15 protein-coding genes are annotated in these 11,724 nt (G+C 34.6%); 8 read left to right on the top strand and 7 right to left on the bottom strand.

Translation table 11 applies throughout. The features are described from left to right. Positions 1-106: 106 nt before the first annotated feature. From AC3OCB_RS09190 to AC3OCB_RS09170, 5 genes are read left to right on the top strand one after another with little or no spacing between them, the layout of a single operon-like run. Positions 107-547 (top strand): single-stranded DNA-binding protein, encoded by a 441-nt coding sequence (locus tag AC3OCB_RS09190; protein ID WP_498342136.1) that lies wholly within the window; start codon positions 107-109, stop codon positions 545-547. Beyond that, positions 544-825 carry a PqqD family protein gene (locus AC3OCB_RS09185; protein WP_498342135.1) on the top strand — a complete coding sequence of 94 codons (282 nt, stop codon included), beginning with the start codon at positions 544-546 and terminating at the stop codon, positions 823-825. Before AC3OCB_RS09190 ends, AC3OCB_RS09185 begins: the two co-directional genes overlap by 4 nt. A 39-nt stretch (positions 826-864) precedes the next feature. Beyond that, positions 865-2,505, top strand: a complete 1,641-nt coding sequence (locus tag AC3OCB_RS09180; RefSeq protein ID WP_498342134.1) for a molybdopterin-binding protein — start codon at positions 865-867, stop codon at positions 2,503-2,505. A gap of 8 nt (positions 2,506-2,513) precedes the next feature. After that, positions 2,514-3,434 (top strand): homoserine kinase, encoded by a 921-nt coding sequence (locus tag AC3OCB_RS09175; RefSeq protein WP_498342133.1) that lies wholly within the window; start codon positions 2,514-2,516, stop codon positions 3,432-3,434. After that, a complete protein-coding gene (locus tag AC3OCB_RS09170) occupies positions 3,418-4,542 on the top strand; it encodes an aminotransferase class I/II-fold pyridoxal phosphate-dependent enzyme (protein WP_498342132.1) in 1,125 nt (374 codons plus the stop codon). Before AC3OCB_RS09175 ends, AC3OCB_RS09170 begins: the two co-directional genes overlap by 17 nt. Here the strand turns inward: AC3OCB_RS09170 and AC3OCB_RS09165 are convergent. Together AC3OCB_RS09165 and AC3OCB_RS09160 are read right to left on the bottom strand one after the other, a co-directional pair. Further along, entirely contained in the window at positions 4,539-4,853 is a 315-nt protein-coding gene (locus AC3OCB_RS09165) for a hypothetical protein (protein ID WP_498342131.1), read from the bottom strand. The genes AC3OCB_RS09170 and AC3OCB_RS09165 overlap by 4 nt on opposite strands. Continuing rightward, complete coding sequence (locus AC3OCB_RS09160) at positions 4,832-5,353, bottom strand: hypothetical protein (RefSeq protein WP_498342130.1); 522 nt, start codon at positions 5,351-5,353, stop codon at positions 4,832-4,834. The genes AC3OCB_RS09165 and AC3OCB_RS09160 overlap by 22 nt, the downstream gene beginning before the upstream one ends. A gap of 138 nt (positions 5,354-5,491) precedes the next feature. Here AC3OCB_RS09160 and AC3OCB_RS09155 point away from each other — a divergent pair, with 138 nt between their 5' ends. Both AC3OCB_RS09155 and AC3OCB_RS09150 read left to right on the top strand, forming a co-directional pair. Then, a complete protein-coding gene (locus AC3OCB_RS09155; RefSeq protein ID WP_498342129.1) occupies positions 5,492-6,499 on the top strand; it encodes a DUF1152 domain-containing protein in 1,008 nt (335 codons plus the stop codon). Between the two features lie 64 nt (positions 6,500-6,563). Next, positions 6,564-7,100, top strand: coding sequence for a hypothetical protein (locus AC3OCB_RS09150; RefSeq protein ID WP_498342128.1), 537 nt, complete (start codon positions 6,564-6,566; stop codon positions 7,098-7,100). Here AC3OCB_RS09150 and AC3OCB_RS09145 read toward each other — a convergent pair. The 5 genes from AC3OCB_RS09145 to AC3OCB_RS09125 are packed head-to-tail and all read right to left on the bottom strand — an operon-like array spanning position 7,074 to position 11,200. After that, positions 7,074-7,619, bottom strand: coding sequence for a KH domain-containing protein (locus AC3OCB_RS09145; protein ID WP_498342372.1), 546 nt, complete (start codon positions 7,617-7,619; stop codon positions 7,074-7,076). The genes AC3OCB_RS09150 and AC3OCB_RS09145 overlap by 27 nt on opposite strands. After that, a complete protein-coding gene (locus tag AC3OCB_RS09140; RefSeq protein WP_498342126.1) occupies positions 7,619-8,386 on the bottom strand; it encodes a serine protein kinase RIO in 768 nt (255 codons plus the stop codon). Before AC3OCB_RS09140 ends, AC3OCB_RS09145 begins: the two co-directional genes overlap by 1 nt. 4 nt (positions 8,387-8,390) lie before the next feature. Further along, positions 8,391-8,717, bottom strand: a complete 327-nt coding sequence (locus AC3OCB_RS09135; RefSeq protein ID WP_498342125.1) for a translation initiation factor aIF-1A — start codon at positions 8,715-8,717, stop codon at positions 8,391-8,393. A gap of 44 nt (positions 8,718-8,761) precedes the next feature. After that, entirely contained in the window at positions 8,762-9,946 is a 1,185-nt protein-coding gene (locus tag AC3OCB_RS09130) for a thiolase family protein (RefSeq protein WP_498342124.1), read from the bottom strand. Positions 9,947-9,997: 51 nt separating this feature from the next. After that, positions 9,998-11,200, bottom strand: coding sequence for a tRNA (N(6)-L-threonylcarbamoyladenosine(37)-C(2))-methylthiotransferase (locus AC3OCB_RS09125; RefSeq protein ID WP_498342371.1), 1,203 nt, complete (start codon positions 11,198-11,200; stop codon positions 9,998-10,000). A 101-nt stretch (positions 11,201-11,301) separates the two neighbouring features. On the opposite strand from AC3OCB_RS09125, the gene AC3OCB_RS09120 reads away from it, so the two are divergent. Next, positions 11,302-11,721 (top strand): translation initiation factor IF-2 subunit beta, encoded by a 420-nt coding sequence (locus tag AC3OCB_RS09120; protein ID WP_498342123.1) that lies wholly within the window; start codon positions 11,302-11,304, stop codon positions 11,719-11,721. The last annotated feature ends 3 nt before the right edge of the window (positions 11,722-11,724 follow it).

Genomic DNA, 11,724 nt, shown 5'->3' with positions numbered 1-11,724 from the left:
CCATTAGTTTAAATACATTAAGCTACATTAATCATTTTTGCGTTATGAAAGAATTTTTATACTTTGAAACTATAAACATATTAACAAATTTCGTGAGTCGAGTCTAATGGTAGAAGAAAAAATAAATAATCTAAAAGCAGGTATGGAAAGTGTAGATGTAACTGTAAGAGTTTTAGAAGCCTCAGAAGCAAAAGTGATACAAACAAAGAATGGTGCAAGGACTATAAGCGAAGCTATTGTTGGAGACGATACTGGTAGAGTAAAACTAACATTATGGGGAAACCTAGCTGGTTCTATAAAGCAAGGGAGTGTAATTAAAATAGGCAATGCATGGACTACTGCCTACAAGGGTAAAGTTCAGTTAAATGCTGGAAGTAAGTCTAAGATCTCAGAAGTAAGCGATGATTCAATTCCGTCAGAAGATCAAATACCAGAGGAAACTCCTTCTGCGGGTGAATATAGAAGGCCATTCAGAGGAGGAAGAAGACAGAATAGAGGTCCTAGAAGGCCAAGATTTGATGAAGAAGATAGTGGTGAAGAAGAGTGAATTTTGATGAAGTAAAGAATCTAAAACCTCAGAAAGTGGGAGAGTTTTTAGATAAAAGTGAAGATGGAGAAGGTTATATTATAAAAATTTCTGAGGAGAAAGTTTACGAATTAGCTCCTATTGCATATTATGTTTGGGAATTATGTGATGGGGAAAAAACTGTAGATCAGATTGTAACTCAAATTAGTACAGAAGCAAATATCCCGAGCGAGCAAGTTCGAGACCCAATTTTGATGGTATTAGATGAGTTACAGAAAAATGCTCTTATAAGCATGTAATATGTAAAGTTATAAGTTTCGATTTTTTATTTTTATATCATGAGAGCTATACTGGACGATAAAACTCTTTTATTGGCTGAGGACGCTTTATCTCTTTATATAAAAGAGTCTTTACCTAAGCCATTAGGAATAGAAGAAGTAGAACTTTTAGATGCTCTTAATAGAGTATCTGCAGAGGACGTTTATTCTAAAATCGATCTTCCACCTTTTTCAAGGTCTACTGTTGATGGATTTGCAATTATCTCAGAAAACACCCCTGGAGAATTTGCAGTTATAGATAAAATAAGAATAGGGGAATACAAAGAGGTGAAAATTCAAGGTAATCAAGCAGTTGAAGTAGATACTGGAGCAATAATTCCGGAAAACGCTACTGGTGTTATAAAAATTGAAGAGACTAAACAAGAAAATAATAAGGTAAAAATTGAAAGAAGACTTAGCTTTGGAGAAAATATTGGCTGGGTTGGTAGTGATATTCCAAAAGGTTTTGAGGTGTTAAGGAAAGGAGAGATAATATCTGCAGAAAAAATAGGTTTATTGGCATCAGTAGGAATAAATAAAGTGAAAGTATTTAGAAAACCAAAAATCTTCATAATAACTACAGGGGACGAGCTTATACCTCCTGGTAACCCCTTGGAGAGAGGAAAAATCTACGAATCTAACGCATTTTATCTTTACGCTAAACTAAAAACGGAAGGATATGAAGTTTTAGGTTTCTCCCATGCCAGAGATGATAAGGACGAGATTGAGAGACAACTATTAAATGCTCTCAGCATTGCTGATGTGGTGATTCTTACTGGAGGTACAAGTGCGGGGGAAAAGGATTATGTGCATCAAGTGATAAAAGAAAAAGGAAGAATCGTTGTCCACGGGCTAAAGTTTAAGCCTGGAAAGCCCACGATTTTGGCCATAGTAGACGGTAAGCCGGTAATAGGTTTACCAGGGAATATAGTCTCAACTGTTATGGCTACTGAGAGAGTAATACTGAAGTACTTATCTATTCTTGCTGGAAAAGATTTTGAAGACCCCGTAAAAGTTAAGGCTATTCTTATGAATGGTGTCAAAGCTGATAAAAATCGTTATACTTACACACCAGTGTATCTATTTAGGAAAGGGGAAGCATATTATGCATTAGCTGTTCCATTCGATAGTTATATGATAGGTACATTTTCCTCTGCTGACGGCTACATAGGTCTTCAACCTGGTACAGATTTTAAGGAGGGTGAGGAGATCTATGTTTACATAAAACGTTTTGATCCTAGACCTATTTATATTGGAGAGGAAGAACCAGTCATAATGAAAAAACTTGATAATTTTAGAAAATTACCACTAGGATCTTTCGCTGCTATTAAGGCTTTACAGTATGGTTTGGGAGATGTTATAGTTTTAAGTAAGCTGTATGATCCTCAAGCTTCTGGAGATTATGTCTTTAAGCGCAAAGTTTTGCAAAACGGATCATTTAAAAACGTAATAGGCTATCATGATTGGATTGGTTTGAGCAAAATAGTAAGTTCTCCGTCAGTTAAACTACGATACGTGTCCTTAGCTAGTAATTTTATAGGAAGGGCTACGGTGATTGCACCTAATACTATTATCAACGAAGGTAACGAAATAAAAGAGGAAGAATTAGTGATTATAAGTAAAGAAGAGTATAAGTCAAAGCTTAAAATTTTATTTGGATAGTATCAGATGTGATTGTAAAAGCATTTTCGTCTTCAGCAAATTTAGGGGCTGGATATGATATATTGGCATTAGCACATAATGCTTTTGAGGATACTTTAGAATTGCAAGCTCAATCTTCTAGTGAACTGAGTATAAGGGTAGAAGGGGAAGGAGTTCCTCTAGAAGTAGAAAAAAATTCCGCTAGTTTTGCCCTTTACGAGCTTTTACGAGATTTCGGTATAAAAGCTAAAGTGAGAGTGAAAGTAATTAAGGGAATTCCTGCTGGTTTAGGCCTTGGGAGTAGTGGTGCTTCTTCATCTGCTGCAGTTTTTGGCGCAAATGAACTATTTAACTTAGGATTAAGTAGAAAAGATTTAGTCAAGTACGCTATGAGAGGAGAAATAGCATCCTCCGGCTCCCCTCATCCCGACAATGTATCTGCTAGTCTTGTAGGAGGAGTAGTTAGCGTTGTTAATTCAAACCCTATTCGTATAGAAGAAATTCCATTGAATATAGATTTTGATATCTTATTATTAATTCCGATTGTAAAGATTGAAGCAAAGACTAAAAAAGCAAGAGAGATGGTTCCAAAGCAAATAGATATATCTAAGTATGTTTCTAATTCAAGGTATTTGTCTTCACTGATTTTAGGTTTTGTTAAAGGAGAGAGAGAATTGATTAGATTAGGATTAAACGACGATATAGTGGAAAAAGCTAGAGAACCTCTTTTCCCATATTACCCTAAAATAAAGGAAATTGCTATCCTGCATAATGCTATTGGAGCATGTGTAAGTGGCGCTGGTCCTACTATAGCAGTTTTTACTGATCAATATTCCGATAAAAATAAGATTATTGAGGAGGCACTTAATGTTTGTAAAGCTTATGGCTATGAGTGTATCTATAAAGTAGCTAAAGTAGCAGGAGGTGCTTGGGTTGAGAGAAGGGACTAAAACTACTTCAGAAGGATTTGATGAAGAAACGGGAGCAATAACAACTCCAATTTATCAAACTACTTCTTATGTTTATCCTATAGGCGAAAAATTTAGATATAGCAGAGAGGTCAACCCTACAGTTCTAAAGTTAGCAGAGAAAATAACTGAACTAGAAGAAGCAGAAATGGGGGTTGCATTTTCTTCTGGCATGGGTTCAATTTCTTCAACCTTTTTAACATTAGCAAGACCGGGTAGTAAGATTTTAATTCACAGGGATATGTTTGGAAGGACTTACAAGTTTTTCACAGATTTTTTACGTTCTCTAGGTATGGAAATAGATATAGCGAATCCAGGTGAGATACTTGAGAAAGCAAAAAGTAAGAAATATGATATTGTTTACGTGGAAACTATTTCTAACCCCTTAGTAAGAGTCGTCGATATACCAAGCCTTTCGAAGATATGTAGAGAGAACGGATCAATTTTAGTAACTGATGCGACTTTTTCAACACCCATAAATCAAAAACCTTACGTCCAAGGGGCAGATATAGTTTTACATAGTGCTTCAAAGTTTATTGCAGGTCATAATGATGTAATTGCAGGTTTAGGTGCAGGTTCAAAGGAGTTAATGACAAAAATAGACTTGATGAGAAGGACATTAGGAACTTCATTAGATCCTCATGCAGCATATTTAGTCATTAGAGGAATGAAGACTCTAAAGATAAGGATGGACGTAATCAATTCAAACGCCCAAAAGATCGCAGAATTTCTTTCTGAACATAATAAAATCAAAGCCGTGTACTATCCAGGTTTAAAGACTCATTTCGATTTTGAGGTTGCGAAACGTGTATTAAAAGGATTTGGAGGAGTAGTGACGTTTGATATAAAAGGGACTATGAATGATGCCCTATCTTTATTGAGCAAAGTCAAGGTAATACTTCCTGCCCAGACTTTAGGAGGAGTGAATTCTACTATTTCTCACCCTGCTACGATGACTCACAGAACTTTAACACCTGAAGAAAGGAAATTAGTTGGCATCACAGATTCAATGTTAAGGTTATCTGTGGGAATAGAAGATGTAAATGATCTAATAGAAGATCTAGATAAAGCTCTTTCGACTTTAAATTAAACTATTGCCTTTATCTCATTTTTAAGTTCTTCTTCAAGCATTGCCTTTATCTCATTTCTATGCATTCTTATTAAATGTAAATATAGCCCTCTCTTAGTAAAGGGTCCTTTATTACAAATCTTGCAATATAAGACTGAATTTCTAGAATCAGAAAGCCAAAAAGCCACTTTTTCAACAGCATTTTTAGCTATGCGGAAGGATGAGATCCCGACAGTTTTTTCTATCTCTTTATCATCGACCTTTATTTTGCTGGCTACTCTGGCAGTTATATCAACTAGTTTCTCTGCAGTTATTGATATCCCACTATCCATTTTGGATCCCACACAGAAGATATTCCTATAGCTATGCTCAATATAGCAACTAATCTTACTAGTCTTTTATGTAAATCTACGTCTAAAAATGCTTTTATATCACTTAAATCAATTCCCAGAGTCCTTAATATCTTTTCAGTTCTAACTTCAAACTCTCTATAATATTCTGGTATTTGATTGTTATCTAAATTTCTTTTCATGTCTATTGTTAATTCTAATGTTTCAGCAAACTCATCTTCATTGATTTCTGGAAATATTTGTGTCAATTTTTTATTAATTTTGCTCCCAATTACCTCAGCCATACCGGGGACATATTCAATCGGAACTAAATAGGATATCCAAGCATCAACATATCTTCTTACTGTATCTTTCACTTCGGGCAAGTCACCTTCAAGCTCTTCAACTATCGAAGCAGCTGCAATTATATGAGCTGTTGCTTCTCCTATTTTTAGATCTTGAAATTCTAAGTGTGAATTAGAGTAATCTACTACATCACTCATTTAGTAACACTATATATTTTCTATCACGTCTTAATGTTTAAAGACAGTTATCAGATAATACATATTGTGGTAAGGTATATCTTATCGAGACTTATCATTTAAATTTTAGGAGTATAAAGTGTGTAAAAGGTTAAAAGTATGAATGCGTTCGTTTTTGGTTTAGGTGGTGGGGGAGATGTCGCGTCTACTTATATAGCGATAAAGTACCTTGAGCTAAGAGGGTACTCAAGTATCGTTGGAGCTGTAACATGGGAGAGATATATTGAGGATCCACTCCCTGGCCCAATTTGCGGAGAAGATCTGGTAAATTCAAAACCTATCAACAATGTAATAACTGAAGTTTATAGAAACTCTTATGCAATAAGAAAAGGTGCGAAAGTTATTCCACAGATTGTCCGTTTCTTAAATTCCACTAAATATGAAAAGGGATATTCAATTTGTATAAAGGACGGCTCTAAGAGAGTAGCTGAACAAGTAGCTGATTTTTCTTCTAGAATGAATGTTAGGCTTATTGTTGGCGTTGATGCTGGAGGAGATGTTCTAGCAAAAGGATGTGAAGATGGTTTAGGTAGCCCCTTGATTGATTTTGTTATGTTATCCTCACTAGTTGAGCTAAAAAAGATGGGTTATGATGTGCTTTTAGCTACCATAGGCACTGGTAGTGATGGCGAACTAGAACAAGAGTACATACTTCGGAGGATTTCAGAGGTTGCTAGGCGAAATGGCCTCATTGATATGAAGGGGATTGACAAAGACATTGAGAAAGAGTTTGAAATTATACTTTCGTATGTAAAGACGGAGGCTTCTAGGATTCCTTATGAAGCCTTTAAGGGCCTTTATGGCGAAATTGAAATAAGAGGAGGGTTAAGAAAGGTTAAAGTATCTCCTATATCATCTGTAATGTTCTTCCTTGACCCAGAAATAGTAGCTAAAACTTCTCCTCTTTATAATATAATAAAAGATAATACTTCGTTAGAAGATGCTAACAGACGAATGAATGAAGTGGGAATTTATACTGAATACGATTTTGAGAAAGATTTATACCAAAGATTTGGTGATACGGTAAGAAATAGAAGCGTAGAAGATATCATGAATATAAGGAACGAAGGAAGAAAACGTTTAGGTAACCTAAAAATTACCTGTTAATGTTCTATTTTATTTATAAAATGATATAGCATAATTTATAACTTTAAAGTTGTTATATAAGGCTGTGAAAGTACTCGATGACTTAAAAATTACATATGGCCTCTCTGAAGAAGATATTGAATACGCAATTGAAAAAGCACAAGGTATAATTCTAGGTTTCGCAATGGAGTATAAAGCTATTAGAGTGCTTGAGGGTATGGACTTTAAAAATGTAAAATATGTTGACTTACCAACTCACGATATAGAGGCAGAAAAGCTCGGTCAAAGATATTATATAGAAGTGAAGGCGTCAAAGAAATCACCAACTAAGGAATATTCTGCCCATAAATTAGCAATGATAGCAATGCTAGATGGCACTCATTTGACTCTTGTGATGAAGCCTTCCCCTCACTTGTTTAGTACAGAGGAAGTACTGAGTATTCCAAAGAAGGTTCTGCTTAACTTCTTTAAGTATGCATATCATGGCGATATAGAAAATTTAAAAACATTGTTAAGTGATGATAGGTCAAGAGAAATATTACTGAGCTATGAAAGAATAATAAAAACGTATAGTAGCAAATATTCTGGGGAGAGTTTAAGTATTATCCAGACCTTCCTTTAGAACTTGATTGACTTTAGATAAGGACAGATCTCTTTCTGCTTTGTCTAAATATTTGTATACGCTTGAGTGCTCTTTACCCTTAATAATTAGTTGAATGGCTCTTTTAGCAATATCAACTTGTTCTATATTACCAATTATTCCGACGGAATGATCTGTTACTATTATTTTTACACCTGTATATTCTTGAATTATTTTTTTCGTTTTTCCTCCTTCACCTATTATTCGTCCTTTGATTCTTTTTAAGTCATCTTGGCTGTTGGACACTTCTTTCAAGTTTATTTCTTCGAAAATATAATCATCTCTCATTAATTTCATTGCTTCTTCTGGTTCAAAACCAAGGCCTAACGCCTTAATTACAGAAACTACTTTCATCGCTTCGTAGGCATTATTATACGTAGGGGTAACATTAATGGATTTAGTCTTTTCATCAAGGGTGATTTTAGTATTACTAATCTCTTCTAACCGAGGGAGCAAGGATTTTACAATATGAATTCTCTCATCTGGAACAGTTACGTACATCACTTTTTATCAACATTTTGATATATCTTCAATCTCCCTAATATTTCCTCACTTTCAACTATCTCAATACCTTTACTAGCAAAAAAGTTGTTAATATTATTTATATCTCTCTTTAATAATTCTAGTGCGTTTGGGTGATTGATATCTACTGCTTGACTAACATCTATTATATAACATTTCTCGTTCCATACCATTATATTATATTCACTTAAATCTCCATGAACCAATTCTGCTTTATTTACCATATTCCCCATTTGAATCAAGATGTCTTCATACATTTCTTGACTTATTTCCTCATCATGTAATTCTTTTAGTAATGGAGCCCTAATACCATTTTCTCCGATGAAATCCATTACTAGGACGTTTTCCAAAACATAGTAAGGTTTAGGAACTCTAACATCATTTTGATATAACCTGTTCAAGTTTTTGAATTCTTTCCTAGCCCATACACTAATTAGTTGTCTAGTGTTAGAAACTTTTATATTATCAAATCTTGGATCTCCAAAAGTGTATCTTTCCAATGCTCGTTTACTCGAAGCTGTTGAAACATAGTATATTTTTAGAGCATACCAAATTCCATCTTCAGTAACTGCCGGATAAATTTTAGCTTCTTTTCCAGAAGAGACCGAGCCATATATATTTTTTATTTTTAATTTCCTAGAAATTTGAAATAAAATATAATAAGTTCTATTATCTAGAGCTGAATCGACTACCTTAAAAAGATCCTCATCTTTTCTTCTCTTCTCCTCCTTTTTCCTCCTTTCCAAAAAATCATCCTCTTAATTGCTCTATAATATCAGCTGAAACTACTTGCTCTTGTTCTAGTCTTCTAACTTCACTTTCAGTGTATTTATATACAATATCACATTTGTTAGGCTGAAAATCCCAAGGGGCAGCAAGTACAACGTCTCCTTCTTTAACCCACATCTTTTTTCTCATCTTACCTGGTATTCTACCTAGTCTTTCTTTTCCATCTAGACATATAACTTGAACGTGTTCAGCTCCAAGCATTTTCTTTACTACGCAAATAATTTCTCCTTCTTCCGGCTTTGGCACTTCCCTTACAGAAGGCTGTTCATTTGTTTTCTTTTTTGCCAATCAATTAGCCACCATTTCACATATTGTTTTTTATACCTAAAAAGTTATAGAGGTCTTAATAACTCGATAGCAATTGCGGTACTTCCACCAGTTCCATGGCAAATACTAGCAATCCCTCTTTTTCCTCCCATAGTAGATAATACATTAATTAATGTTGTAATTATTCTTGCCCCGCTTGCACCTATTGGATGCCCTAACGCTATTGCACCTCCAAATACGTTAAGTTTATCATACGATACACCTAAATATCTGTTATAAAGAACACTGTTTACAGCAAAGGCTTCATTGTTCTCGAAATAATCAAATTGCGAAATATCCATGTTTAATTTCTGAAGTAATTTTTTCACTGCAAATATCGGTGCTTCAGTGAATCTCCAGCTTTCAATTCCAACCCAGCTATATCCTAGGACTTTTGCTATAGGCTCTACGTTATATTCCTTAACGGCTTTTTCACTCATTAATACTAATGCTGATGCACCATCAGATATTTGTGAAGAATTTCCAGCTGTATGAAAACCATCTTGTGTAAATGCAGGTTTTAATTGTGATAATTTCTCTATTGAAGTATCTTTTCTTATTCCTTCATCTTGTATGATTTCTTTTTCTCCCATTTTTATCGGTACGATTTCTTTCAAAAAATAGCCTTTATCCGTGGCCTCTGCAGCTCTTTTATGGCTTTCATAGGCTACTTCATCTAGTTCCCTTCTGGTAAAGTTGTGGGCTTTAGCTACCATATCAGCCTCTTGACCCATAAGTTTCATATTAAACGGGTCTATAAGTCCATCCATTAGCATAGTGTCTATGAATTCTAATTTTCTGCCTAATAGCATCTTTACACCCCACCTTGTTTCGCTTTTAATCGCTAACATTGCCTGACTCATACTTTCCATTCCACCGGAGACCACTATATCGGCATCACCACTCTTTATCATTTGTGTGGCATTTATCGTGCTGATCATTCCAGAAGAGCAAACCATGTCAACGCAGTATCCTTCAACTTCCATGGGAATTCCAGCTTTTACTGCAGCTTGTCTAGCTAAATCTTGTCCATGACCGCCTCTAAGAATGTTACCCATTATACTAATATCCACCCTTGATGGTTCTACGTTTGCCCTTCTTAAAGCTTCTTTTATAGCTATTGATCCTAAATCTACTGGAGAAATATCCTTAAACACTCCTCCAAATTTTCCTATTGGAGTCCTTACAGCTGAAACAATATAGACATCCATACAAATCACTTTACTTTAACTATTTTAAATCTTTATGCATTTTTATTTTTCTTATGATTGAATTATTTGCCCTTTCAAGTCAAAAAACGAAGCTTCTGTAATTCTAACATTTATCCAGTCTCCTAGTCTATCATAGTCCCTTATTACTACTGGTATATAGTTAATTGTTCTTCCTATTATAGAACCTTTTTTCCCTCTCTCAGTTGTTAAAACTAAAGATGTCGTATTTACGTATTCAGAATGTATCGAATATGCCACATCCTCGTAGACCTTGTTAGCTATCCTCATTCTTTCTTTTTTTATTGGGTCTGGGACTTGTTCCATTAAAGCACTCTTAGTATTTGGTCTCAAGGAGTACATTGCCATGTGTATTCTTTCAAATTTCAGTTCTTTTATCAATTCCAAAGTGTTATTGAAAGCTTCCTCATCTTCTCCAGGATGTCCAATTATTATATCCGTAGTAATATTGACTATTGGTACTTTTTGCCTTATTTCTCTCACTAGTTGCTTATATTCATCAATAGTATATTTTCTATTCATTAATTTTAATACTCTATCATCTCCACTTTGCACGGGTAAATGTATAAATTTATACACTTTTCTATCTTTTAACACTTCTACTATGTTATCAATATCCCTCATGGCTTGTTCTGGTGTCATCATTCCTATTCTTAACATGTAATTTCCTTCAATATCAAGAATTTCTTTAACTAATTCTGACAGTTTAAAATTAATATCAAGACCGTAAGCTGCAGTATCTTGTCCGGTTAATTCTATTTCAACTGCACCTTTGCTTACTGCTTCTTTTACGGCATTAACTACGTTTCTAGGCGGATAACTCCTTAGTTTTTTCCTTGCAAGTTTTGTTATACAAAAATTACAATCTCCAGCACAGCCATCAGCAATTGGTATTATTGCAACCTTTCCTTCAAAGACTCTTGGAGTAATAAGATCTTTACTATCTTCAAGAAATATTTTTCTTTCCTTAGATTCTACAATGTCTACTATTTTATCAACACTCTGAGCTCCAATTATACTACTTTCTGGCGCAAGACTCATCACTAAAGCTGGCTCTGAACTAGCTAAACAACCTGCTATTACAAGTTTTTTCCCCAGCTTTCTTAGTTCTTTTATTCTCTGCTTCATTCTCTCTTCAGTTTCTAATCTTACAGCACAAGTGTTCAATACTACAACGTCTGCTTCAGAATAATCTTCCGTGATTTCGTGCCCCTTATCTTTGAGTAAAGTCATCATAATGTAAGAATCTCCTCTGTTTAAGGCACAACCATAAGTCTCAATGTAAACTTTCACGTATAATCACAACTAATTTATACCTCAAATTCTTAAGATTAATTGTGGCAACAGAGGAACAGTACATAAAACTTCTTGAAAGGCTTTACGCTAAGTTACCTGAAAGAACTCAAAAAGTTAGTGGTCAAGTTCTACCTAATTTGATAATCCTATCTATAGGAAATACAACAATAATAAAGAATTTCAGCGAGTATTGTGATAGGTTGAGAAGAGAAGATAAGCTTTGCATGAAGTTCTTATTAAAAGAGCTAGCTGCTCCAGGTAACATAGATGAAAACGGACAATTAGTCATTCAAGGTAAATTCTCTTCGGCTTCTATAAATAAAATTATGGATAGATTTATACGAACTTACGTACAATGCAGTACCTGTAAGAGTCTTGATACAGTTCTGATAAAGGAGAAGAAATCTTGGTATATCTATTGCTTGGCTTGTGGCGCAAAAACACCAGTCAAGCCATTGTGATTA

It is taken from the genome of Sulfurisphaera sp., from assembly GCF_059755235.1.
Note: the sequence above shows the minus strand (reverse complement) of the source record. Positions and strands in the feature narration are given on the sequence as shown.